Source organism: Bifidobacterium eulemuris, assembly GCF_014898155.1.
GTDB classification, from domain to species: domain Bacteria; phylum Actinomycetota; class Actinomycetes; order Actinomycetales; family Bifidobacteriaceae; genus Bifidobacterium; species Bifidobacterium eulemuris.
Genome location: NZ_CP062938.1, coordinates 145,247 through 170,257, shown reverse-complemented (window position 1 = coordinate 170,257; position 25,011 = coordinate 145,247). Strand labels below are relative to the sequence as shown.

At 62.8% G+C, this 25,011-nt stretch carries 20 protein-coding genes and 2 pseudogenes; 10 read left to right on the top strand and 12 right to left on the bottom strand.

Going from position 1 to position 25,011, the window contains the following annotated elements; translation table 11 throughout:
- Nucleotides 1–101: 101 nt before the first annotated feature.
- Together BE0216_RS00775 and BE0216_RS00770 are read left to right on the top strand one after the other, a co-directional pair.
- Nucleotides 102–467 carry a YccF domain-containing protein gene (locus BE0216_RS00775; RefSeq protein ID WP_072726752.1) on the top strand — a complete coding sequence of 122 codons (366 nt, stop codon included), beginning with the start codon at nucleotides 102–104 and terminating at the stop codon, nucleotides 465–467.
- Nucleotides 468–671: 204 nt separating this feature from the next.
- Nucleotides 672–1,613: an NAD(P)H-binding protein gene (locus BE0216_RS00770; protein WP_094636350.1), complete on the top strand. Its 942-nt coding sequence runs from the start codon at nucleotides 672–674 to the stop codon at nucleotides 1,611–1,613.
- A gap of 159 nt (nucleotides 1,614–1,772) precedes the next feature.
- On the opposite strand, the gene BE0216_RS00765 is transcribed toward BE0216_RS00770, so the two are convergent.
- Together BE0216_RS00765 and BE0216_RS00760 are read right to left on the bottom strand one after the other, a co-directional pair.
- Complete coding sequence (locus BE0216_RS00765; protein ID WP_094636351.1) at nucleotides 1,773–2,600, bottom strand: histidine phosphatase family protein; 828 nt, start codon at nucleotides 2,598–2,600, stop codon at nucleotides 1,773–1,775.
- 408 nt (nucleotides 2,601–3,008) lie between these two features.
- A complete protein-coding gene (locus BE0216_RS00760; protein WP_094636352.1) occupies nucleotides 3,009–3,755 on the bottom strand; it encodes an AraC family transcriptional regulator in 747 nt (248 codons plus the stop codon).
- A 179-nt stretch (nucleotides 3,756–3,934) separates the two neighbouring features.
- On the opposite strand from BE0216_RS00760, the gene BE0216_RS12070 reads away from it, so the two are divergent.
- Nucleotides 3,935–4,057 (top strand): hypothetical protein, encoded by a 123-nt coding sequence (locus BE0216_RS12070; protein ID WP_264298314.1) that lies wholly within the window; start codon nucleotides 3,935–3,937, stop codon nucleotides 4,055–4,057.
- 65 nt (nucleotides 4,058–4,122) lie between these two features.
- Entirely contained in the window at nucleotides 4,123–4,248 is a 126-nt protein-coding gene (locus tag BE0216_RS12065) for a hypothetical protein (protein ID WP_264298315.1), read from the top strand.
- Between the two features lie 316 nt (nucleotides 4,249–4,564).
- Here BE0216_RS12065 and BE0216_RS00755 read toward each other — a convergent pair whose 3' ends face one another.
- The 6 genes and pseudogenes from BE0216_RS00755 to BE0216_RS12165 all read right to left on the bottom strand — a co-directional run.
- Nucleotides 4,565–5,635, bottom strand: a complete 1,071-nt coding sequence (locus tag BE0216_RS00755) for a YeiH family protein (RefSeq protein WP_094636353.1) — start codon at nucleotides 5,633–5,635, stop codon at nucleotides 4,565–4,567.
- A gap of 162 nt (nucleotides 5,636–5,797) precedes the next feature.
- Nucleotides 5,798–6,613: a LysR family transcriptional regulator gene (locus BE0216_RS00750; protein ID WP_094636354.1), complete on the bottom strand. Its 816-nt coding sequence runs from the start codon at nucleotides 6,611–6,613 to the stop codon at nucleotides 5,798–5,800.
- A 164-nt stretch (nucleotides 6,614–6,777) separates the two neighbouring features.
- Nucleotides 6,778–7,872, bottom strand: a complete 1,095-nt coding sequence (ychF, locus tag BE0216_RS00745) for a redox-regulated ATPase YchF (RefSeq protein WP_072726758.1) — start codon at nucleotides 7,870–7,872, stop codon at nucleotides 6,778–6,780.
- Nucleotides 7,873–7,906: 34 nt separating this feature from the next.
- Nucleotides 7,907–8,695, bottom strand: coding sequence for a pyrroline-5-carboxylate reductase (gene proC / locus BE0216_RS00740; RefSeq protein ID WP_094636355.1), 789 nt, complete (start codon nucleotides 8,693–8,695; stop codon nucleotides 7,907–7,909).
- Between the two features lie 11 nt (nucleotides 8,696–8,706).
- A pseudogene (locus BE0216_RS12170) lies at nucleotides 8,707–9,360 on the bottom strand (proline iminopeptidase); the annotation flags it as partial.
- An 87-nt stretch (nucleotides 9,361–9,447) separates the two neighbouring features.
- Nucleotides 9,448–10,164, bottom strand: a pseudogene (locus tag BE0216_RS12165) (alpha/beta fold hydrolase); the annotation flags it as partial.
- 202 nt (nucleotides 10,165–10,366) lie between these two features.
- Here BE0216_RS12165 and BE0216_RS00730 point away from each other — a divergent pair.
- Nucleotides 10,367–13,006 carry a sensor histidine kinase gene (locus BE0216_RS00730; protein ID WP_094636357.1) on the top strand — a complete coding sequence of 880 codons (2,640 nt, stop codon included), beginning with the start codon at nucleotides 10,367–10,369 and terminating at the stop codon, nucleotides 13,004–13,006.
- A gap of 157 nt (nucleotides 13,007–13,163) precedes the next feature.
- A complete protein-coding gene (locus BE0216_RS00725) occupies nucleotides 13,164–13,982 on the top strand; it encodes a response regulator (protein WP_094636358.1) in 819 nt (272 codons plus the stop codon).
- Between the two features lie 126 nt (nucleotides 13,983–14,108).
- Here the strand turns inward: BE0216_RS00725 and BE0216_RS00720 are convergent, their stop codons facing one another.
- From BE0216_RS00720 to BE0216_RS00705, 4 genes are all read right to left on the bottom strand, one after another.
- Nucleotides 14,109–14,387, bottom strand: coding sequence for a GIY-YIG nuclease family protein (locus BE0216_RS00720; protein WP_094636359.1), 279 nt, complete (start codon nucleotides 14,385–14,387; stop codon nucleotides 14,109–14,111).
- A gap of 94 nt (nucleotides 14,388–14,481) precedes the next feature.
- On the bottom strand, nucleotides 14,482–17,097 hold the full coding sequence (locus BE0216_RS00715; protein WP_094636360.1) for an ABC transporter permease: 2,616 nt from the start codon (nucleotides 17,095–17,097) through the stop codon (nucleotides 14,482–14,484).
- A gap of 156 nt (nucleotides 17,098–17,253) precedes the next feature.
- Nucleotides 17,254–18,072, bottom strand: coding sequence for an ABC transporter ATP-binding protein (locus BE0216_RS00710; RefSeq protein WP_094636361.1), 819 nt, complete (start codon nucleotides 18,070–18,072; stop codon nucleotides 17,254–17,256).
- 335 nt (nucleotides 18,073–18,407) lie between these two features.
- The gene (locus tag BE0216_RS00705; protein WP_094636362.1) at nucleotides 18,408–19,724 is read right to left on the bottom strand and encodes an O-acetylhomoserine aminocarboxypropyltransferase/cysteine synthase family protein; all 1,317 of its coding nucleotides are present in this window, start codon (nucleotides 19,722–19,724) and stop codon (nucleotides 18,408–18,410) included.
- Nucleotides 19,725–20,108: 384 nt separating this feature from the next.
- On the opposite strand from BE0216_RS00705, the gene BE0216_RS00700 reads away from it, so the two are divergent.
- The 4 genes from BE0216_RS00700 to BE0216_RS00685 all read left to right on the top strand — a co-directional run bounded on the left by BE0216_RS00700 (nucleotide 20,109) and on the right by BE0216_RS00685 (nucleotide 24,993).
- Complete coding sequence (locus BE0216_RS00700; RefSeq protein WP_094636363.1) at nucleotides 20,109–20,981, top strand: pyridoxamine kinase; 873 nt, start codon at nucleotides 20,109–20,111, stop codon at nucleotides 20,979–20,981.
- 356 nt (nucleotides 20,982–21,337) lie between these two features.
- On the top strand, nucleotides 21,338–21,718 hold the full coding sequence (locus BE0216_RS00695; RefSeq protein ID WP_193042820.1) for a YraN family protein: 381 nt from the start codon (nucleotides 21,338–21,340) through the stop codon (nucleotides 21,716–21,718).
- 49 nt (nucleotides 21,719–21,767) lie between these two features.
- The gene (locus tag BE0216_RS00690) at nucleotides 21,768–23,306 is read left to right on the top strand and encodes a YifB family Mg chelatase-like AAA ATPase (RefSeq protein ID WP_094636365.1); all 1,539 of its coding nucleotides are present in this window, start codon (nucleotides 21,768–21,770) and stop codon (nucleotides 23,304–23,306) included.
- A gap of 262 nt (nucleotides 23,307–23,568) precedes the next feature.
- Nucleotides 23,569–24,993, top strand: a complete 1,425-nt coding sequence (locus BE0216_RS00685; protein WP_143249277.1) for a DNA-processing protein DprA — start codon at nucleotides 23,569–23,571, stop codon at nucleotides 24,991–24,993.
- The last annotated feature ends 18 nt before the right edge of the window (nucleotides 24,994–25,011 follow it).

Below are 25,011 nucleotides of genomic sequence, written 5' to 3'. Positions count from 1 at the left end.
TCGCGCCGGCCGGATCACCCTATCGAGAACGATGTTGTGACGAATCCGCATTCAGCCGCCAGCCGACGGCTCGCACCGGCGCGTCGGCTACTCTGGAGAACATGAGACTTTTGGGCAATATTCTATGGCTGGTTCTCGGCGGTTTGGCGATCGCGTTCGGATGGGCGGTGGTCGCTCTGGTGTTGTGCGTCACCATCGTCGGCATCCCGCTGGGTTTGCAGGCGTTCAAGATGGCGGCCCTGACGCTCACCCCGTTCGGCAAGACGGTGGCGTATGGCGGCGGGGTGGGATCCACGCTGGCCAACATTGTCTGGGTGGTGCTGGTCGGCTTGTGGATGGCCATCGGATATGTGATCGCCGGTGCGGCGAACTGCGTCACCATCATCGGCATTCCGTTCGGCATCCAGTCGTTCAAGATGGCGAAGCTGGCCCTCTGGCCGTTCGGCGCCGAAATCCGCAATCTGTGAGACGGAGACGACACGCACCATCTCCTCCTTGTGACGCTTGTGCTTGCTTGGCCGATCTCATCGGATGTCCCATCGCCAATTTCGCGCATCGATTGATGGCGGGCGACCGTTCTCCCAGAATATGAAAAGCCCACTATAAGCAGGTCTTTATTCTCTCGCCGTATAATCGGCCTGTCTTTACCGTCTTAATCAAGGAGGATTCTCATGGGCAAACTCATTCTCACGGGCGTTGATGGCAATCTTGGAGGCCAGGCCGCCGACTATCTGCTTGAGATCGCAAAACCTGAACAGCTTATTTTCACCGGATACAGCCCGGCCTCCCTCGAACGGTATGCGGCGATCGGCGTCGAAACGCGCGTCGCCGATTTCAATGTGAGGGAAGGGCTTGAGGAGGTGTTCGAAGGCGGCGACGCCATGGCCTTGGTGTCGATGCCGTTCGTAGGCGTCAAGCGTCAACGGGCCCACGGCAACGCCATCGACGCGGCAAAGGCCGCGGGAGTGACCAAAATCGTGTACACCTCGCTGGTTAACGCCGCCGATCCCACGAATCCAAGCGTTGAGAAAAAGGACCACGCCTGGACGGAGCAGCACATCCAGGAGGCGGGTCTCGACTACATCTTCCTGCGCAACTCGCAGTATGCCGAGGCCATGATCACCAACTACTTCACCTATGTGCACACCGACGGCGTGCTCAAGAACAGTCAAGGCGACGGACTGATGGCCTACATCTCGCGCAAGGACTGCGCCAAGGCCGTAGCCTATGCATTATGCAATACCGATTTGCATCATGCCATTGAGAATATCAATGGTCCCGAGCTGATGACCATCGCCCAGTTCATCGAGATAGGCAACACCGCGACCGGCAACCATGTGGTCTACCAGGAGATCACCGACGAAGAGAACTATCAGGTGTTTGACGCGATGGGCGTGCCGCGCACCACGGATGGGGTGTTCCAGGAAGGCTCCGAGGCCCCGTTCTCATCCGATGGCATGGTCACCTTCGCGCAGGCCATCCGCGAAGGCAAAATGGACGTGTTCACGGACGATTTCAAGAAACTCACCGGAGACGATCCAATCACGGTGAAGTACATGTTCGAGCATGCGGACGAATTCCAAATCGGCGACCGCCACTCCAAAGACGCTTAGCGCCATATTGTTCTGGCATCGGCAATTGCGTCTAGCACGAAACTGATCGCGCTTCGACGATCCAAGATCATCGAAGCGCGATCCATCATGCCGTTCCAAGTAGGACAACAGTATCAAGAGCCACGGCAGTAGGCGGATTATCTTGAATGACTCCAAGCTTTAGCGGGCGTAATCCTCCAGGTGGGGGTCGACGGCGTGGACCACGTCCACCAGATCGCCGTTGGACAGGTACGGGCGCTGGAATTCGCGCCAAGGCTCGACCTTGACCTCCCAACGGCCGGTCTCCTGATCGAGCACGGGACGTGCGGTCTGTTCCCAGCGCAGGCGCTTGTGCGTGCGGCCCGTCATGGGATCTCGACGCGAATAGTGCAGGCAGGTGCAGTTGGTGATCGCCCATTCGGGGGCGTCCGCGCGGCGCATGAATTCCTCGTCGGAAAGATCCTCCAGAGTGAGCATCAGCGCAAGCATAAAGTCGCCGTGGCTCACCATCACCACGGATTCCGCGTCGGATTTGCGGTTGAGCGCGGTGAGCAGATTGTGCACGCGATCCTCGGCCACGTCGGCGATGGACTCGCCCGCCGGCGGACGCCAGTACAGCGGGTCGGTGGCTTTGAACATCCAGTTGCGTCCGTAGTTCTCACGGAATTCGTCTTTGGTGATGGTGTTGATCTCGCCCCAGGAGCGCTCGCGCAGCACGCGGGTCTCCTCCCATTTGGCTTTCGGCAGCGCCATCGTGGCGGCGGTCTCGCGCGTGCGCACGTAGGGAGACACCAGATATCGGTCGAACAGCTGTTGCTGCGCCACCAGCCAACGGCCGATGCAGTCCGCCTGCTTGCGGCCGGTGGCGGTGAGCCGCCATGAGCGGTCGGGAACGGTGACGTTGTCTTGGGTGAACAGCGAGTTATCGCCCCGCTCCCCCGCCTGCACGATCACGTTCGCCTCGGATTGGCCATGACGGATGACATACAGGTCCAGTGGCATGCCCATGGGTGCGCCCTCGCGTTCTTTCTCGTCGCTGCGGCACGCGAGTCTCCTGCCATGTCGACATGCGTGCCACATTCCTATTCGATACTGAATCCACCGTAGCCCAAACCATCCGAGAGCGGCGGCATTGAGGACGGGAAGTCGTGAAGAATTTACCGCGACGTCTCCAGCATGTCATCCCGGACGCACGATGTCACCATCCATTGGAGATTCCTCGACTCCGCTCGGAATGACGAAAAGACCGCCCATCATTCCGAATAGCACTCCCACGATCGGCATCCCGGACAGTCGCACCGCACACAGGGATTCCTCGACTCCGGTCGGAATGACGAGAGACCGCCCATCATTCCGAGCGACACACCCACCATCCGTCATCCCGAGCGAAGTCGAGGGATCTCAGCACGATCCTCTTTATTCCGGCCAGATGCCGGTCTGCGCGTTGGCCTTGCGGTAGTCGCCGGGAGTCATGCCCATCTGCTTCTTGAACACCTTGCTGAAGTGGCTTTGCGAACTGTAGGCGAGGATCTGCGCGATCTCCCCCAGCGAGTACTGCGAGTATCTGAGCATATTCGCCGCGGCCTCCATACGCCGGTCGGTCACATACTGCGAGATCGACGTGCCGGTCTCCTTGGAGAACAGCTCGGAAAGATACGTGGGGTTGAGATGCACGTGGTTCGCGAGCATCGCCACGGTGATCCGCTCGTGCAGGTGGTAGTGGATGTAGTCCATGCATTCGGCGACCGCTTTGGAGTGCACGTCGACCTTCTGCAGGTCGGCCATCGCCCATGTGAAGAACGTCATCATATCGGTATGCATGCGGCGTACCTCGGCGACGCTTTCGCAGCGGTCCACGTCCTGGATGTACAGGTCGGACGCGTTGTAGGCGTCCTCCTCGTCCATGCCGCCTTCGATGGCGAAGCGTGTGGCGAGGGTGATCGAGGTGACGAACAGGTATTTCGCATTGCGCAACGGATCGTCGCAGACATGGCCGTACAGCCCGGAATCCCAGAGCTTCACGCTTTCGGCGATGGCCGCGCCGTCGCCCGACCTCATCAGATCGTACTGCTTCATCTCCTCGACGTAACGATGGTGCCGCACACGGTCCTCACGGCTCAGGAAGTCCAGATACCGCAGTTTCGCCTCTTCGACAACCGCCATACGCGTCTCCTTTCCTGACAATCACCTCAACACCATGTGAACAAAAGGTAAATCGCTCTGATTACCCGATGATTATATCAAGAATGCGATGAAAATGGCTAGCGAAACCCGTTCAACCCTCGTAATGTAATCATTGTCAACAGAACAAGGAAACACAACAAGTGAGGAAAGGAACCATCATGGATAACAAGATCATGAACGAAGCGCTCCGCGCTCCCCTCGCTTCCACGGATCCCTCGCTGGGCTCCTACGCCCTGGCCCAGGCTTCCTGGAACGCCGTCAAGAGCATCGTGCGCAAGTAAGACGCACCGCATACCGACTCGATAATCAATTAAAAAAAAACGTTAGATAAGAAAAGGACATAACCATGGATAACAAGAACCTGATCAACGAAGCCCTCCGCTCCCCGCTGGCCGCCTCCGACCCGTCCCTGGGCCACTACGCCCTCTCGGTGAGCGCCTGGAACGCCATCAAGGGCATCGTGCGCAAGTAAGCTTAGCTTAATCTTCCCAGCCCGCGTCCGAATCATTACGGACGCGGGCTTTTTGCTATTCCAAACCGCGATTGCGCCACTTGAGATTCCTCGACTTCGCTCGGAATGACGAGGAGGACCGCACCTGTGATGGCGGGCGGCGAAGTAAATCGTCATTCCGAGCGAAGTCCCTCATCGCTCCGGGCAAACAGTCTCCCTCGTCACTCCGGGCAAACAGTCTCCCTCGTCATTCCGAGCGCAGTCGAGGAATCTCCTCCATAAACGACGAGGTGCCTGAACCAGCGCATGCCGGTCAGGCACCCCACATTCGTGGAACTTAGAAGAACAGCACCGCGATGCCCACTCCGAAGAACATGAGCAGCACGGAGGCGATGAAGCTGGCGAGCACCGCCTTGGCGCCCTTCTGCGCGATCGCCTTGAAATTCACATTGATGCCGAGGGCGGCCATGGCCATACCGAGCACAATGTAGGCGATGTCGACCAGATTGGCGGAGATCGCGGTCAGGAACGGCACGTAGGTACCGAGCACGGACGCGGCGATGAAGCCGAGCATGAAGTACGGGAAAGCGACCTTGCGCTTGCCCTCATGTTTGACCGTGGAGTGCTTCCTATCCCACCAGATGGCGATGATGATCGCGGCGAACACAAGCATGAGCACACGGCTGAGCTTCATAATGGTGGCCATGTTGAGCGCCTCTTCACCGAAGGCGCCGCCGACGGCGACCGCATGCGCGATCTCATGCAGCGTCGCGCCGGCCGCGACACCCTGCTGGGCGGGCGTCAGACCGAACAGCGGGAAAAGCGCGATTTCGATCAGCGCGAACACGGTGCCCATGATGGCGACGGTGGCGACGGCCATAACCTCGTCATCCGCCTTCTCCTCTTCCTCCTCCTCAGAGACGGTGATGGAGCCGGACAGACCCATGACGGCGGCCGCGCCGCAGATGCCGGTACCGCCGGCGGTGAGGATGGCGAGCATCGGGTTGACCTTGAGCGCGCGGGCGATGGCGTAGGTGACGACGATCACCAACGTCACGATCACCGCGGCGATCGGCAGGCATTTGATGCCCTGGGTGAACAGCACCTCCAGATTGAGTTTGAATCCGAGCAGGATGATGCCCAGGCGCAGCAGCTTGTTGGAGATCAGTCCGGCCGCGTCCTTGACACCGGCCTTGCGGTCGTCATTGGAACCCACATAGAAGGAGCGGATCGGGAATTGGATCACCATGCCGATAAGCAAGGCGATGATCAGCGCGCCGAACAGCGAAAAGCCAGGGAACTGTTTGAGCCAGGAGCCGATGAAGGACGCGATCAGCGTAAGGATGGCAATGAACAGCATATCGGTGGTCGCGATGCGCTTCCACCATTTCGTGCAGAATTCTCTCATGCTGCCTATTCAACTCAAGCGTTCGTCATCGGTCAAATAGAACATCACGATATGTATCATCGGCTCTATCGATAACACATTCAACAGCCGGAATCCATCGGAGGTGCCGCTCAATGCAAGGCCGCATCACACGGCACGACCAGCCTCTCCTTGCCTATACGATCATCGCCGCAACGCATCGACCACCTGATCGACAAGTTCGTGTTGCGCGCGGGTCAACCCGGATCGTGGCACCAGCGCATAGAAACGCCGGGTGAATTCCGGACCAAGATCACGGATGGCAACGCCGTGGGGCACGCAGGCCTTCGAAATCACGGATTGGCCGACTCCCCCGGCCAGCGAGGCGGCGATCGCCGCATTGCTGGAAACCTCGACCACCTGGCCCGGCACCAATCCCACGGATTTGCAGTACAGATCGGTGTAGTAGCGCACGCCGGAGCCATGCTCGCGCATCATCCATACGCCCTCCGGATCCCCCGCCAGCACCAGCTGGTCCTCGCATAGGGTCACGCGATTGACGGAATCGTTGATGATCGGCTTCTCCACCACGCCGAGTTGCGCGGATTTCAAACCAACCTGTTCCAAGATAGTGTCCGAGTTCTGAGCGTGGGCGGAGACGTCGAACCGGTCGAGTCTGTCGGCGACGGTGGCCAAAGCCCGCGGAAGCAGCACGCCTGCGGTGGTATGGGAGAACAGCATGGTGAACGGCTCGTGCGCGGATTGATTGCGGGCGATGGCGTCGCGCACATCGCGCCATGACCCGCAGATATCCACGGCGCTTTCATAGAGCAGACGCCCCGCCTCGGTGGGGGTCACGTCGCTTTTCGCATGTCGGTCGAACAGAGGCGCGTCCACCAGCCGTTCCAATTGCGCGATGCGCGACGACACCGTGGACTGCGAGACCTTCAGCTCGTCGGCGGCCATCGTGAACTGGCCGGTCTCATACACCGCGATCAGTGTCTGCAACAAATCAAACATGCCACCAGTATTCCATGTGCGCCGCCCACCACGCCTCGGACCGCATTCGCGAAAGAACGACTTCATATGAAAAACGGAGCCGAAGCACCCCAAGGGACGCCTCGACTCCGTTATGTCGCGCCCGGACTGGCGGATGATCTATCGCCAGACCGGCGAAGGAACGGCTACTTGCTGACGTTGAACATGAATTCGACGATGTCGCCGTCGGCCATGACGTAGTCGCGGCCTTCGGTACGCAGCTTGCCTTCCTCCTTGATCTTGGCCATCGAGCCTTCGGCGGCGACGAACTCGTCGTAACTCACCACATTGGCTTTGATGAAGCCCTTTTCGAAGTCGGTGTGAATCACGCCGGCGGCCTGCGGGGCGGTCCAGCCCTTGTGGATCTGCCAGGCGCGCACCTCCTTCTCACCCGCGGTCAGGAAGGTCTGCAGGCCGAGGATGTCGAAGCCCACGCGGGCCAGCTGGTCAAGGCCGGATTCCTCGAGACCCGCGTCGGCGAGCATCTCGCGGGCGTCCGCCTCGTCAAGTTCGGTCAGATCGGCTTCGAACTGCGCGTTGAGGAAGATCGCCTTGGCCGGCGCCACGGAGGCGGCGAGCTTCGCCTTGAGCTCGTCGTTGGACAGTTCGTCGTCGTCCACGTTGAACACGTAGATGAACGGCTTGGCGGTCATCAGATGCAGGTCGTAGACGTCGGCCTTGTCGATTTCGCCCGCGGAGGCGGCCTCGTCGATGGTGCGCCCGGATTCGAGGATCTCCTTGGCTTTCTGCACGGCGGCCAGATAGGAGGGCTCAATCTTCTTGCCGCGCAGGTCCTTCTCAAGCTTCGGCAGCGCGTTCTCGATGGTCTGCAGGTCGGCGAGGATCAGCTCGGTGTTGATGGTTTCGATGTCGTCGGCCGGATCGACCTTGCCGTTGACATGCACGATGTCGTCGTTTTCGAAGGCGCGCACGACCTCGCAGATCGCGTCGGCCTCGCGGATGTTGGCGAGGAACTTGTTGCCCAGGCCTTCGCCTTCGGAGGCACCCTTGACGATGCCGGCAATGTCCACGAAGGTGACGGTCGCGGGCACGATTTTGCTCGTGTTCACCAGCTTGGCGAGCACCGGCAGACGGTCGTCCGGCAGGGGCACGATGCCGGTGTTGGGCTCGATGGTCGCGAACGGGTAGTTCTCCGCGAGCACGTTGTTGCGGGTCAATGCGTTAAACATGGTGGACTTGCCCACATTCGGCAGTCCGACGATTCCGATGGTAAGAGACATGGTTCCCTAGCCTACATTCCCCTCTTGTCAGTCTTCATCCGACGATGGCGTCCACGGCCTTGATAACGGATCCGCGGAACGCGCTTTCCTCCAGCGAAGCGACGCCCTTGATGGTGGTGCCGCCCGGCGAGCACACCGCGTCCTTCATGGCTCCAGGATGTGTTTCGGTGTCGAGGTACAAAGCGCCCACGCCTTCGATCATCTTCGCGGCGAGACGATACGCGGTGGCGCGCTGCAACCCGTACTTCACGCCGGCGTCGCCCAATGCTTCCATGTACATGTCGGTGAAGGCGGGGGCGCAGCCGGCCACCACCATGGCGATGCCCATATGCGCGGTATCGACGCGCTCGATCAGGCTGATCGGCGAGAACAATGCCTCGAAGACCGCCGTCTCGTCATCGGTGAGCGTGTTGGCGATTTCGGTGACGAGCACGCCTTTGCCCACGGCCATCGGCGTGTTCGGTATCGTGCACTGCACATGCGCGCCCTCCCCCAACAGCTCCTGATATTTCGCCAGATCCCATCCGGCCGCGATGGACACCACGGTTTTGCCCGGCATATTCAGCGCATCGGCCAACGGCCCCAGCACCGATTCGATCTGGTAGGGCTTGATGGCCACGACGACCATGTCGGAGGCCTCCACCACTTCGGCGGCGGAGCGCATCGCTCGCACACCGAGCTTGGCGGCGTTGGCCTCCAACTTGTCGAAGTGCGCGGCGCAGGCGACGATTCGTCCGGCCTCCACCACGCCTGCGTTCACCCAGCCTTGGGCGATGGCCTGGGCCATATTGCCGTATCCGATAAATCCAATGGTGGTGTTCATGGGAGTCCTTTCTAGAACAGCTCTTCCAAGTCGCCGCGGTTCAATGCCTCATCCCACAGATGCTTGAACACAACGTCGCCATGCAGCCCATCGTGTTCGAATTCGTTCGTGGTCCAGTAATGCGAATTGCCGACGCGGCTCAACGTGTCGAGCTGCATGCCGGAGTCCACATACATGTCGTCGAAGTACACGGCGGCCTGCAACGGCACCTCGTTGCGGGCGAGCTGGTCCGCATCGTAGATCACACCGAAGCGCGTGTCCTCCATCAGTAGGTCCATGGCGGGCTTGAACGGACGCAACGCGCGTTCCTGCTCGAACATCCACGGGAACATCGCCTCGCCGGTGAACATCAGCGGACGCTGGTCGGCCGCGAACTCGGGGCGGGTATCGCGCACGCGCTGGGCGGCCCAGCGGATCGGAGATGCCATCTCGCCGTTCGCGTAGATGAACTCCTGCAGCGGCCAGTAGAGCGGACGCGAACCGGTGGCGTCCATCACCTTGGTCAGGAATTCGTCGCTCAGCGTGCCGCCGGCCGCGGTCGAACCGTCTCCGGCGAGGAAGGCGTCGTCAAGAATCCAATGCACGCGCTCGAAACTGGGCTTCATGCCGAAGTCGGAGCCGAGCGTCTGGAAGCGTTCCACGGTGAGCGGATCGCCGTTGGGCAGCAGCGGAATCGACGGCTCGACGTCCCCCAGTCGCAAGTCCGCGGAATAGTCGGCCCCCTTGCCGCAGATTCCGGCGGCGGCGAGCCGTTCGGCGACTTCGGCCGCGGTGGGCAGCATGTCGGCGATGGCGGCGGTGCGTTCGGCGTCCTGCGGGTAGCGCTCGTAGAACTGCGTGGTTTTCGTGACCATGCGTGGGAAGGTGTGCTCGTACACTTCGGTCGCGTCCGCGGGCACGTGCGGGATACCGCCGGTGGTGAAGCTGGCGGTCACGCCGTGCGGGAACAGCGAGAGGGTGGTCAGCGTGAGGAATCCGCCGTAGCTTTGGCCGAGCGTCACCCACTTGCGGCCGTCGAATTCGCTCAGGCGCAGGTGTTCGAAATCGCGCACGATCGAGTCGGCGAGGAAATGCTTCAGATACGCGGCCTGTGCGGCGGCGGCCTCGGCCGGAGAGTCGGCTCGGGCGGCGAGCGCGGCCATGGTGTGCGTGTCGACGCGGTTCGAACGTCCGGTGCCGCGCTGGTCGGGCAGGATCACACGGAAATGCTTGATGGCTTCGGCGATCCACCCGTCGGAGGTGGGGCTGTTGGGGCGCGGACCGGAGCCGCCGGGGCCGCCCTGCAGGAAGACGAGCAGCGGCAGGTCGTCGTGCACGCGTTCGGGCGCGGTGACGACGCGGTAGAAGAGTTTGATGGTTTCGCCGGTAATCTCGCGGCCCGGCTCGTTGCCGGCCCAGTCGAGCGGCACGTCGATGGAGTGGTCTTCGATGGCCAGTCCTGGCACATAGTATTTCGTAAGCAAAGTCATGCCTCTATCTCACTCATTGCACGAGACAAACCGTACCGCGACGCACCGGCGCGCCCGTCCGTCGGGCGTATGCGCATCACGCGTGCGACCCGTCGCGGGGAGTGCCGACGAGCCCGGTTGCCGCGCATCCTGATTGCATCCCGGTCGCATCGTCCGCGAGGCGGATGGCGGGCGGTGCGGCGGAGGCGTTAGGCTGAACCTCATGACGAACAGCATGGCTTGGTGGCGGCGCGCGCGGCGGTGGATGGTGGACAATCCGCTGTTCATGGACACATTGAGCGCGCTGACCATGATGTTGTTCGTCGGCGTGACCGGTGCCTCAATGACCGATGGGACCGGCGCGTTGTTCGAGCAAACGCCTTCAAGCACCGCGTTCTGGACGATTGTCGTTATGGTGCCGCTGGCGTTTCGCCGACGCTGGCCGCAGGCCTCCGCGCTGGCGTTCGTCGCGTTGGCGCTGTTGCAGCTGGTGTTCGGTCCGAGTCTGGTGTTGGGCGATTTCTCCGCGCTGGTGATGTTGTATTCGGTGATTGTGTACGGCGATCCGAAGCACACGCACGCTTTTCTTGTGGTGGCGGCGGTGATGAGCGTGCTCACCTCCGTTGTGGGTGGTTTCTCGATTGACGCGGGACCGTTGTTCATGTCGCCTCCGGTTCCATCCGCTCGCGTATGCCGCTCTTCGACGGGAGCGTTCGAGATGACCGCTGATTGCGCCAGCACGATGGTCGGCGAGATCATCGGATTCGGTGTGGCGATCACGTTGTGCGTGGTTTCGGTGATTGTGCTCGCCTATTGGCAACGCGCCCGCCTGTACACGCTGCGGCTGATGCGCGAGCGCGAGCAGGCGTTGCGGGCCAGCGAGCAGGAGGAGCAGCATATCGCCGCGCTGGCGGAACGCGCGCGCATCGCCCGCGATATGCATGATGTGGTGGCGCATACGCTGTCGATCATCATCATCCAGTCGGATGGCGGTCGGTATGCGGGCGCGCATGATACGGCGGTCGCCCGCAGCACGATGGAGACGATCCGCCATGAGTCGCAGCGCGCGTTGGGTGATATGCGCCGGCTGCTCACCGTGTTCGGATGGTCGGCGAGCGCCGGCTACGGCGATATCGAGTCCCTCATCGACCAATCGCGGACGGCGGCGGGCGACGACTGGACGCTGGAGCGTCATATCGTCGGCGTTCCCGCGCCGCGGCGGCTCAGTGAGGATGCGAGCATGGCCGCATACCGTTTGGTGCAGGAGGCGCTGACCAACGTGCGCAAGTATGCGCTGGCGTCTGCGGGCGGACCGGCGGCGCGCGCCCACGTGCGGGTCGACGTCGTCGAGCATTGGGAGGCCAACGGCGTGACCTTGCAGGTGCTGGACGACGGTCGCGGCGTCGAGGCGGAGCGGGACGGCCATCAGCCCGGCTATGGTCTGGTCGGCATGCGCGAGCGCGTCGAGGCGGCCGGCGGTTCGGTGGCGGCAGGTCCACGTCCCGACTCCCGCGGTTTCGAGGTCACCGCATTCCTCCCCTACGCTCCGGTCGAATCCGAAACATCCTCGACTTCGGCTGAAGCATCTCCGACCGCCATCGAAACATCCCCGGCCGCTGTCGAAACGACTCCAAACGCTTTCTCTTCCCGTCATCCCGATCGAAACGCCCCTTTCCCTCGTCATCCCGAGCGGAGTGAAACGCAGTCGAGGGATCTTCTCCCCATTCCCATCCCCCTACCTCTTTCCGCGGCGGCCCAGGTTTTGCGCAGCGAGCCGATCGACCAGCCCGATTCGCTCCACGGCGAACGTTTCAATTGGATCGAGCGCCTGTCGCAGTGGACGGAACGCCACTATCTGGCCATGGACGCACTCGGCACATTGCTGCTGTTGGCACTGCTGTCAGGCACGTCGTTCACCTCGTCCACCTTGTTGGGCACGAACTCGAGCATTGCCGGTTCGACGGCATACGTGTGGTTCGTCAGCGGAGGCACCATTCTGCCGCTGATGTTCCGCCGTCGATTCCCCGACGCCGTGGCGTTGGTCGTGGCCGCCGTGTCGGCGTTCCAGCTGATTTTCCTGCCGACGGTGATGTTCACCAACGTATTCGCTTTGGTGGCCCTGTATTCCGCGGTGCTGTACGAGCGCAGGCACTCGTGGAAGCGGTATGCGGTCATCTCGGTGATCGTCTCCCTGCTGTTCGGTGCGAAGGTCTGGTCGACCACGGTGCCCATTTTCTCCGACTCGGAGGCTCACGGCGACTTCTCGTTGGCGTATGCGCTCTACCGGCTGGCGACGGGGCAGCGCGAACTGTTCGCCGGCATGACCTCCTATCAGCGTTTGATGCCGGTGATGTACATGATGATTGTGATGCTGTGCTGCGCGGCCACGATCGCCGGCGCGCTGTGGTCTCGTTCGCGCGGTTCGAACGCGCTGGTGCTGCAGGCGCGCGAGGATGCGTTGCGCGCCGAACGGGCCAAGCAGCGTGTGCTGGCGGCGAATATGGAACGCGACCGCATCAGCGCGAACATCCAAACCGAGGTGACGGCCACCCTCACCAGTGTGAGCGCGCGGGCCGAAGCGGGTCTGGCGATGCTGGACGAGGCGGCCGCACGCGGCGAGGAGCCGTCCAGCGAGGCGATTGTGTCGGCCTTCGAGGCGATCGGGCATCAGGGGCGCGAAGCGTTGGCCCGCATGCGTCAGCTGTTGCGCGTGCTGCGCGAGACCGGATTCAGCGACGAGGCGCATACGGCCGAGGCGGAAAATCCCGAATTGCAGCTGGCGCCCGCGGCCTCGCTGGACGAGCAGCTGCGCGGCATCGCCGAGACGGAACCGAACACGGGCCATTCCACCCAATCGGCATGAGCCATATGGTGGCCGAGGGAACGGAACTAGGCGCGCTTCGAGGAGCACGACGGCCGGAGGGCGATGCGTCACGGCTGATGCGGCGCATGGATGACTCAGGGAAAAATCAGGGTATGTCCGTCCGTGGCGGCGGCCGACGATTCGATAAGGTGAGTGTATGAGTGAAGAACAGCGGATTCGCGTGGTGATCGCCGATGATCAGGAGCTGGTGCGTGCCGGTTTCGCGATGGTGATCGGCTCGCAGAACGATATGGTGGTGGTCGGGCAGGCGCGTGACGGCGCCGAGGCCGTGGCTTTGGCCGAACGGATGCGCCCCGACGTGGTGCTGATGGATGTGCGCATGCCCGGCATGGATGGTTTGGAGGCCACGCGCCGCATCACCGCGCTGACTTCCGCCGCGGGCGATTCCGACTCATCCCCGATGGCGGATATGACTGGACCAGCGACGCCAAGCGATGACACCGTCCGCCAGACGCGTGTGATCATCCTGACGACCTTCGATTTGGACGAGTATGTGATGTCCGCGATCAACGCGGGCGCGTCCGGCTTCCTGCTTAAGGACACGGAACCGGAGACCCTGCTGGGTTCGATTCGCACGGTGTTCAACGGCAACGCGATCATCGCGCCTTCCGCCACCAAACGTCTCATCGAGAAGATGATGCAGGACGGCTATGCAGGGTCGCATGACTCGACCGCCGCCGCGGCCGAAGCGGCGCGAGGGTATGCGACGGCGATTCCCGGCGTCGGTGGAGAGACGACCGGCTATTACACCGATCCCGAACTCGACGATCTGACCGACCGCGAGCGCGAGGTGCTTATCGAAATCGCGCACGGCCTGAGCAACCAGGAGATCGCCGACAAACTGTTCATCTCCCTGCCCACCGTCAAAACCCATGTGGCGCATATCCTCGCCAAAATCAACGCCCGCGACCGCGTCCAAGCCGTGGTCTTCGCCTACGACAACCATCTCGTCTAGCCATGTGAGATCCCTCGACTTCGCTCGGGATGACGGTGGTGCGCGTCGAAATGACGGCGCTTCGCTCGGGATGACATTGCTTGTTTCGCCGTCATCCCGAGCGAAGCGCAGCGCAGTCGAGGGATCTCACATCACAAGAGACAAGTCGTCCCATAATGGGTTCTGCTGGTTGACCAAAGCGTTCTTCTTATCTCTCCGCCATTTCTTGAGCTGCTTCTCACGAGCAATCGCTTCAATAGCCGTCGGGTATTCTTCCGCGTAAACCAGCTTATGCACGTTGTATTGTTTGGTGAATCCATCAATCAACTTGTTTTTATGCTCAAACATTCGTCTATGAATGTCGCTTGTCATTCCGATATAGATCACCGAATTACTTGTATTCGCCAAAATGTATACGTAATACATGATCTTCCCCTTTGAGACGGTAAATACAGCGTAGCGGAGTCGAAGAATATGAGATCCTTCGACTCCGCTACGCTCCGCTCAGGATGACGCTCCTTTAGGCTTCAGCCAGAGCTTCGACCGGCGGCGTCTTGACGGCGCGGCGGGCGGGGAACACGCTGGCGAGCAGGGCGGCGACCGCGGCGACGAGCAGCACGATGCCGTTGGTGGCCCAGTCGAAGGGGAACACGGTTTCGCCGACGATGCTGAACACCATGTAGGATCCGGCCCAGCCGAACAGGGTGCCGAGCGCGATGCCGGCCATGCCGGAGACCACGGAGATGAGCAAGGCTTCGACGGCGAGCGAGCGCCGCAGCTGGCCGCGCGTCATGCCGATGGCGCGCAGGGTCGCGGATTCGCGGGTGCGTTCGATCACCGACAGGCTCAACGTGTTGGCCACGCCGATCAGGGCGATGAGCACGGCCACGGCGAGCAGTCCGACGAGCATGGCCATCATCGAGTCGATGATGCCGTTCCATTGCGTGCGTTCGGCGACCGGTCCGGTCAGGCTCACGCCCTCCTCGTCGGATAGGACGTTCTGCAGTTCGGTGAAGATGTCGTTGAGGGAGCGGTCTCCTTCTTCGATGCGCATCAGCGTCATATGCCCTTGTTCGGTGATGTCGCCGTCGTCGAACAGGGCGTCGCTGACGAACGCGACCGCGCCGTACATGCTGGAGACGCGTCGGTAGTCGCTTTGCGTGATGCCGAGGTCCAGCGTGGTTCCGGTCGTCGCGCCTTCCTCGTCGGTCAGTTCGATGCGCTGGCCGCCGTCGAAGACGAGGTGGGTTCCGGCCGACGAGTATTCGGGCATCAGCGCCGTATGCTCGTCGATGACTGCGTCGGACAGGTCGGCGCGCACCACGTTCGCGACCTGCGCTTTGCTTTCGATGCCGACGAGCAGCACGGTCGTCTCATGGCCGTTCGCGTCCGTTATGGTTCCGGTGGAGGTGGGCGCGTAGACGACGCTCGCCACTCCATCGACCTTGGCGATGGCCTCGCGCGTGCTCTGACTGATGTCGCCGGTGGCGACCACGTCGGTCGAATAGCGGGTGGAGAGCGTCTCGTCCATGGTCTGTTTGCCGCTGGCCGCGCCGGTGACGATGGTGGAGACGAGCGTCACACCGATGAGCAGCGCGGCGCCGGTGGCGGCGACACGACGCGGGTTCTTCTGGATGTTCGCGTGCGCGACCTTGGCCGAAGGGCCGGCGAGCGAGACAAGCGCGCCGAAGGCTTTGATGAGCAGCGGCAGCCAGAACACTGCGGTGACCACCATGCCGACGAACACCAGCGCGCAGCCGGCGATGGCAAGCAGCAGCACCGGCGTATAGCCGTCATCCATCTCGCTTGAAGTGGCCAGCAGTCCGTGCATCTGCCACAACGCGGCCACGGTCATGGCGGTGCCGGCGACCACCATCAGTCCGCCGAGCAGGCCACGCGCCATACTGGAGCGGCGCATGTCGGTCAGTTCGATCGGCCGCAACGCCTCCAATGGGGTGACGGAGGTGGCGGTGCGGGCGGAGCCGAGCGAAGCGAGGACGGTCATGACGATGCCGAAGGCCAGCGGCACGGCGAACACGGGCCAGGTGACCACCAGTTCGGCCTTCGTGCCGATCAGAACGTTCATCGCATTGGAACGGCATACCACCGCCATCAAGCCGATGCCGAGCGCGATGCCCAACAGCGAGGCGACGAATCCCAACACGCCAGCCTCGAACAGTACGGAGGCATACAATTGCCCCTTCTTCGCGCCGATGGTGCGCAGGAGGGCGAGCGTGCGGCGGCGTTGGGCCACGAGCACCTGGAAGGTGTTGGCGATGACCAGTGCGGCGACAAGCATGGCGAGCACGCCGAAGCCGAGCAGGAACATGGTGGTGATGTCGGTGCCGTTGTTGGTCAGGTTCTCCATGGCCCGGTCGGAGTACGACTGGCGGGATTCGGTGGTCAATGCCGAGGGCAGCAGCTTGGCGATGTCGGCGAGCGCGGCGTCGGCTTTCGTCTCGTCGAGGTCGAGCATCAGCATGGAGGCGTTGATTTGGGAGAAGTCATCGTATCCCCATACGGCGGCGATCACGTTGTTCGAGGCCACGGCCGCGCCGCCGTAATAGGAGAACGCGCCGTTGGGGTCGTCGGTCAATCCCACCACGCGCACGTCGAGTTCGTCGGATTGGACGCGATGGTCGCCGCCGTCGACGGTGATGGTGTCGCCGACGCGCACGCCGAGCTGTTCGGCCACGGACTGCGGCAGAGCGATCTCGTTGTTGTCGATGGGCTGGTCGCCCTCCGTGATATCGACGGGCAGGATTTTGGTCTCTTTGGCGGTGCCGACCGCGAGGATGGAGGCGTGTTTGGAGCCGTGGTTCACCTGCATGGTCACGGAGACGTCCGCACGCACGTCGTTGACGCCGTCGATGGCGCGGATGCGGTCGAGTTGCAGGTCGGCGACCGTCATGGAATACAGCGACTCCGCTTCGGCTTCGCTCCGATCGCTTTTGGGGCTGGCGAAATAGTTCGCGCCGCCGAGCTGCGCGGTCAGCTGGGTGCGCAGTGAGGAGTCCATCGCGTTGCCGAACAGGAAGGTCGCCGCGATGAACGCGGTGCCGATGAGAATCGCGATGCCCGCGGGGATGAGCATCCTCGCGCTTTTCTTCATAAGTTTCAAAGTAATGGAAAACATGATGTGTCTTTCCTGTCGTGAGATTCTTCGACTTCGGCCTGCGGCCTTCGCTCAGAATGACGAGATTCCGCCGTCACGCCGGACGGAACCCCTCCCGTCATGTTGGGCGGAATCCCTCGTCATGTCGAGCGAAGTCGAGGCATCTCAGCCTGTGGATTAGCGGCGGTGACGCGGACCGGAGGCCGTGGGCATGGCAGTCTCTTCGGCGGCGGCCTGGCGGGCGGCGCGGTCGCGTTCGGCCATGAGCAGTTCGTTCATCACTTCGGCGGTCGGATTGGCCTCGTCGGCGACGATGCGACCGTCGGCGAACACGATGGCGCGGTCCGCGTAGGATGCGGCGACCGCGTCGTGAGTGACCATGATGATCGTCTGGTCGAGCTCCTTGACGGATTTCTTCAGGAATCCCAGCACTTCGGCGCTGGAGACGGAGTCGAGGTTGCCGGTCGGCTCGTCGGCGAACACCAGCGCCGGCTTGGAGATCAGCGCGCGGGCGATGGCGACGCGCTGCTGCTGTCCGCCGGATAGTTCGTTCGGACGATGGTTCAGGCGCTGTTCGAGTCCGAGCGTGCGCACCAGTTGGCGGAACCAGGCACGGTCGGGCTTGTCACCGGCGAGCGTGAGCGGCATGAGGATGTTCTGTTCGGCGGTGAACATGGGCAGCAGGTTGAAGCTTTGGAAGATGAATCCGATCTTCTTGCGCCGCAGCAGGGTGAGCTGGTTGTCGGTCATGGCGGTGATGTCGGCGCCGTTGAACATGATATGGCCGTCGGTGGCGGAGTCGAGTCCGGCGAGCGTGTGCATCAGCGTGGATTTGCCGGATCCCGACGGCCCCATGATGGCCGTGAAGCGTCCTTTTTCGAAGCGCACGTTCACGCCGCGCAGGGCGTGCACGGTGTTCTCGCCGCGCCCGTAGTCCTTGACGAGGTCGATCGCCTCGATGGCCGTGGGATAGGCCAGTCTGGTTTGCGAAGTCATGTTCTCCCCTATTCGTTGATTCTTTGTTATTGCTTGGACCCGGACCTTCCGCCGGGTGATACTTCCAAGGTACGAATCAACGCCCGCGCATCCCATCGTGCGCCGGGTGGAAATGCGCGCGGATCCGTCTCATCCTTGAGGACGAGTCCACCCGCCACCGGCCGGCAAACGCGCGAAGGGCCTCGCACCGCATGACTCGGTGCGAGGCCCCTGCAGGGTAAGTGTGTTCTCCTATGTAGTGGACGACGGCGCGGGACGCCCTTCACGTCCCGCCACCGCCACTTTCGGATTCATGCCGAGCGCCTCCCCCTGGATGACGCCCGCCATGAACGCATTCACTTGGCCAGGCCGGATTCGCGCAACGCGGCGAACGCGCCCTTCAAGTCGTCGAGGATGTCCTCGATGTTCTCGATGCCGATGGACAGGCGGATGGTGCCCTGGTGGATGCCCTGATCCTCGAGCTCCTCCAGCGTCTCCTGCGAGTGCGTGGTGGAGGCCGGGTGGATCACGAGACTCTTCGCGTCGGCCACGTTGGCCAGCAGGGAGAACAGGTGCAGGTTGTCGATGAACACGCGCGCCGCGTCCTTGCCACCCTTGATGTCGAAGGTGAAGATCGAGCCGCCGCCGTTCGGGAAGTACTTCTTGTACAGCTCATGGTCCTTGCGGCCTTCGATCGAGGGGTGCGAGACGGATTCGACCTCGGGCACGGTCTGCAGATACTCGACGACCTTCAGCGCGTTTTCGACATGGCGTTCGACGCGCAGGGACAGCGTTTCGACGCCCTGCAGCAGCAGGAACGCGGAGAACGGGCTCAGTGTGGCGCCGGTGTCGCGCAGCAGGATGGCGCGCACGCGGGTCACGAACGCGGCCCCGCCCAGCGCCTCGTAGAAGTTCAGGCCATGGTAGGAGGGGTCCGGCTCGGTCAGCGTCGGGAACTTGCCCAGCACGGCCGCCCAGTCGAATTTGCCGCCTTCGACGATCACGCCGCCCAGGGTGGTGCCGTGGCCGCCGATGAACTTGGTGGCGGACTCCACCACGATGTCCGCGCCGTGCTCCAGCGGGCGGAACAGGTACGGGGTGGCGAAGGTGTTGTCGACGATCACCGGCAGGTTGTGCCTGTGCGCGATTTCGGTGATGGCCTCGAAGTCGGGCAGGTCGGCGTTCGGGTTGCCGAAGGTCTCGAAATAGACGAGCTTGGTGTTCTCCTGGATGGCGTTCTCGAACTTGGCCGGATTGTCGGTGTCCACGAAGGTGGTGGTGATGCCGTCGCGGCGCAGCGTGTGGCGCAGCAGGTTGTAGGTGCCGCCGTAGATGTTCTTGGCGGAGACGATGTGGTCACCGGACTGGGTGATGTTGCGCACCGCGTATTCGACGGCCGCGGCACCCGATGCGACGGCCAGGCCGGCGGTGCCGCCTTCGAGGGCGGCGATGCGGTCCTCGAACACGCCCTGGGTGGAGTTGGTCAGGCGTCCGTAGATGTTGCCGGCGTCGGCCAGACCGAAGCGGGCCTCGGCATGGTCGAAGTTGTGGAAGACGTAGCTGGTGGTCTGATAGATCGGCACGGCGCGCGCGTCGGTCGCCGGGTCGGCCTGCTCCTGGCCGACATGCAGCTGCAGGGTTTCGAAACGGTAGTTCGCGTTCTTCTCAGCCATGATGAGATTCCTTCCGTGTGGTGAGGCTGGTGTGGTTCGTTTCCGCCCGTCGCCCGTCCGCCGTGCGGCGGTTGGCGAGGTGATGGTTATGAAGCTACCTGCGCGGCCTCGCGCGGCGCAAGCCGAACGCTATCGCCGTTGCTTATGACCCCCTCTAACTCGTTGGGATCATTGGGATGCCGCACTGCTCAACCCGGCGGAAACCACGCCTCCATCCGATGCGACACGCCGATACGACGGCTTGCGCGTCTTCTCCGCGGCCGTCCGACGGCATGTTCCGCCGAGACGATTCCCGTCGGATTGCGGACATGTTCCGCACGCCCGCCGCCCATCCGTTACAGTCGGTACCAGCAGTATCGTTCCATAGCCCTTCTGGAGGTTTCGATGACCGATGTCACCCTGTTCGACCGCGACCCGCATTACATTCCGCGCGTGGCCGCCGTGCACGATATGTGCGGCTACGGCAAGTGCTCACTGACCGCCGCGATTCCGATCCTGTCGGCCGCCGGCTGCGATGTGTGCCCAGTACCCACCGCCCTGTTCTCCGCGCATACGATGTACGCCGACTACACCTTCCACGACACCACCGAGATTCTCGACGGCTATCTCGACGCCTGGCGCAAGGAGAACGTGGAGCTCGACGGCGTCTATTCGGGGTTCCTCGGCTCCGCCGAACAGGTGGCGCTGATCCAGCGCCTCTACCGCGAGTATCCCGGCGCGCTGCGTCTGGTCGATCCGGTGATGGGCGACGGAGGCAAGATGTACCCGACCTACACCGAGGAACTGTGCCGGGCGATGGGCGCGCTGGCCGACGGCGCGGACGTGCTGATGCCGAATCTGACCGAGGCGAGCATTCTGACCGGCCGCGATTATCCCGGCCAGAACCTCACCGACGCCGAGGCCGAGGATTGGCTGGACGCGCTGCTGGCCTTGGGCGCGAAAAACGTGGTCTTGAAGGGTATCGACCGCGGCGACGGCACGCTGCGCAATTTCGTGGCCTCGGCCGAAACCGGCGCGGCCTCGAAGGTCGAACTCGTGCATGAGAAGCTGCCGTACATGATCCACGGCACCGGCGACGCGTTCGCCTCGGCTCTGTGCGGCGCGGTGATGGCAGGGCGCCCGCTGGGAGAGTCCGCGAGGATCGCCGGCGAGTTCGTGCGCCATGCGATGGAAAGCACCCGCAACCAGCCGCGTTTCGAGGAGCGCGGCGTGAGCTTCGAACTCAACTTGGGCGAATTGACCGGATTGGTCAAGTAGCCGTTCGCCGTTCCGGCCGTGAAGTTTTCATGGCACCTGACGTTTCCCTGATGGCCGTTCTTCGGAACGGCCATTTTGATATATCCGACCGCTTATCCACATCGCCGTGGAATCGGTGGATATCGCAATAGTTATCCACCTTGAATCCACAACACGCCGATTCCCATCGTTGGATTCACATTCGCCGTTCCCGCTTGCGCGCGACCACACGCGTCGCCGACAGTGGAAACATGAACACCATCGCACTATCCCCAACGCTTTCGCCGACAAGCCACCCGGCATCATCGCCGTCGACAGCATCGCCGGAATCTGGCGACGTTCCCTCCGCTGGCGGGCACACGCTGACGGACCTCGCCATGCGGTTATGCGACCGCAGACTCACCTCCCGGCAGTTTGGCGCGGCCGGCGAGGACTATGCCGCGGCATGGCTGCGTTCTCATGATTGGACGATACTCGACCGCAATTGGCAGACGCGTTACGGCGAGCTCGACATCGTGGCGATGGATCCGCGCCACGTCATCGCGTTCATCGAAATCAAAACCCGTCGTTCCCTGCACTACGGACTGCCGCAGGAGGCGATCACGCATGACAAGCAGCAGCATCTGCGTCACGCCGCCGTCGAATGGCTGATGGATCCGGCGCATCGCATCGCGCATCACGGCGTGCGTTTCGATGTCATCACCATCATTCCGCGCGGGCAGAGACCTGTGATCAACCACATCGCCAACGCGTTCTAAGCGCAAAAGTCTCGCACGGCCGCCGCGCCGACATTGAAAGGAGGAGGGAATGCCCATCGGAAGCACGCTGTCGGTCGGATTGATCGGATTGAAGGCCTTCATCATCCAATTGCAGGCCTTCGTCAGCCCCGGCCTGCCGTATTTCTCCATCATCGGACTGCCCGACACCTCGCTATCGGAGGCGCGCGAACGAGTGAAATCCGCCTGTCAGGCGTCCGGATTCACTTGGCCGTCCGTACGCGTCACGGTGAATATGAGTCCGGCGAGCCTGCCCAAACGCGGTTCCTCGCATGATTTGGCGATCGCCGCCAGCGTGCTGTCCGCGGCGGGCGCGATCCCACCCGATTGCCTGGCCGAGACCATCGTGTTGGGCGAGGTGAATCTGGACGGCTCCGTACTGCCCATCCACGGACTGCTGCCGATTCTGCTGCGCGCGCGGGAACGTGATATCCGCAATGTCATCGTGCCGTACGCCAATCAGGATGAGGCCGAGATGATCGACGGACTGCATGTGGTCGCCGTGCGCCACGTGGGCGAGCTCATCGAACTGATGGGCGGCAACGCCAAATACACGCTGCCCGACGGCCCACCGTCCCAAGGGGATTCCTCCGCGGCCGATATCGCCATGCAGGCCGCCGTCAAAGCGGGCGATATGCGCGAAGTGCTCGGACAGGAGAACGCCAAACGCGCCCTTGAAGTCGCGGCCGCCGGCGGGCATCATATTCTGATGACAGGGCCGCCCGGCACCGGAAAAACCATGCTCGCCTCGCGTCTGCCTGGCATCATGTGCCCGCTGAACGAGGCGGAGCAGCTTGAAGTGGCGTCGATCCGCTCGCTATGCGGCACGCTTCCCCAATACGGCATCAGCGATGTGCCGCCGTTCGAAGCGCCGCACCACACCTCGTCGACGGCGGCGCTGGTGGGCGGCGGTGCCGGTTTGGCCGCGCCGGGCGCGATCACACGCGCGCACCGCGGCGTGCTGTTCATGGACGAGGCGCCGGAGTTCTCCGCCCGCACCCTGCAAACCCTGCGTGAACCGTTGGAATCGGGGTATGTGGCCTTATCCCGGGCGAAAGGCACCACCTATTATCCGGCCCGTTTCCAACTGGTGATGGCCAGCAATCCCTGTCCGTGCGGGTATTCCTTCGGCAAAGGCGAACTGTGCACCTGTCGGGAGAAAGACCGTATGCGCTATTTCGCGCGTCTGTCCGGTCCGATCCTCGACCGTATCGATATCCAGATCCAAGTGCCGCCGGTCTCCCGCATAGCCAACGGCAACGCCGATCCGGGTGAGGCGAGCGAGACGATCCGGGCCCGTGTCATACAGGCGCGGGCGGCCGCCTCCGAACGCTTCCGTCGAAATGGTTGGAGCTGCAACGCGCAGGCCTCCGGCTCATGGCTGCACCACAACACCTCCCAACATGCGATGACCTTGGTGAACCACGCTTTGTCGACGCAACGGCTGACGTTGCGCGGCGCGGACCGCGCGATGCGATTGGCGTGGACGCTGTCCGATCTTGCGGGAGCGACCAGTCCCGACGCCGATATGATGAGCCAGGCGATCGCCATGAAAACCCGGGAGTTCTGACATGAACGGCGCAACCCATCCTCCCCTTCCGGACCAGTCGGAGATTCCGCAAGATCCACGAACCGTGACCAGCCCATCCGACCAAACGGCCCTTTCGCATCGTACGGACCGGCCGGTGCCGCAACCGCGATCGGAGGGGACCGCGCAGGCGACGCGGACGGACGCATCGGCATCGCGCCATTCGATCTCCCCCGCCGAACCCGACGCGGAGACCTTGTACCGCGCGGCGCTCACCTTTCTGCTCGACGGTGCCGACGCGTTCATGGTCGCGTTGCTCAAAGGCAGTTCCAGCGCCGAAGAGCTCTGGCATCTGCTGGCCGAAACCGCGCCCAACCGCAGCGATGACGGCAAACAACGATCCTTGGGCAAACTCGACCAGACCTTCGCCACCGGCATCGCCCGTTGGGGACGCTCCGTCACACCGCAGGCGATGCGCGCCTTCCACACCTCACTGGTTCGATGGCATGCGCGTATGGGCGAAATGCCCTCGGCGCATGTGACCACGCTCGGCGAATGGTTCACAGCCGAGGGTACGCAATGGATCATCGCCCCGCACCATCGTTGTTGGCCCGAACAGTTGATGGACCTGTCGATTCGTTCGGATTGGGCGCCGCCGCTCTGCCTGTGGGGCAAGGGCGATCCGCACGCGTTGGTCAGCTGTCCCAAGCCGATCGGCATCGTCGGCTCGCGCGATATCAGCGATTACGGCCGATATGTGGCGCATACCGTAGCCGAGCAGGCAGCCGCCGCGGGACATACGGTGGTGTCCGGCGGTGCGATGGGCGTGGACGCCGCCGCCCATTGGGGCGCGTTGCGCGCGGCGGAGCAGTTGCCGCAAGGCCATGCGGGACGTACCGTGGCCGTGTTCGCCGGCGGGTTGCATCATATGGGACCGCTGCGCAACAAACAACTGTTCGAATGCATTGAAGCGAATCAAGGCGCGCTGATCAGCGAGCTCTGTCCGGGAACGATTCCCGAAGCACGCCGTTTTCTGCTGCGCAACCGCATCATCGCGGCGTTGAGCTCCACGCTGGTGGTCGCCCAGGCGCGTCTGAGGTCAGGCGCGTTGAACACGGCCGGGTGGGCGGCGGAATTGGAACGCGAGGTGTACGCCGCGCCCGGAGACATCAACTCGCCGATCAACGCGGGATGCAACGCGATCATCAGTCAGAACAAGGCGATGCTGCTGTGCGCGGCCACCTCGATCGAGGATATCTGCCACGAAGCGCACCACCCCGTATCACCGCCCACCACTTCCGCACGCCCTCGGCGGAACGTCTCCCCGCCGACGCCGTCGAACGGCATACGGAAATCGGCGCCCATACCGGATCTGCGCGCTCCCGCAACCGAAAACCTCCGCAAGCGTCCGCACACGGCCGAACATCCACCAACGGTCGACGACGCACAACCCCACCCACCAGAGGATTCCGCGCCCATGCCGGATCCATCCGATTCCCCCATCGCGCTGACTCTCCCACAACGGCGCGTGATGGAGGCGATCGCCACATGCCGCGAGCAGCATCTCTACTCCACGCCGGACGCTCTGCTCGGCATTCTGCGCCGTGAGCGGAACGAAAGCGACTGCACCATCGCCAAGCTGATGGGGACATTGGGCGAACTGGAGCTGCTGGGCGTCATCGATTTGGATGATGGGGTCGCCACGCCCACAGGTGACGCCCCGACATGATGCGACGACACCGGCGCG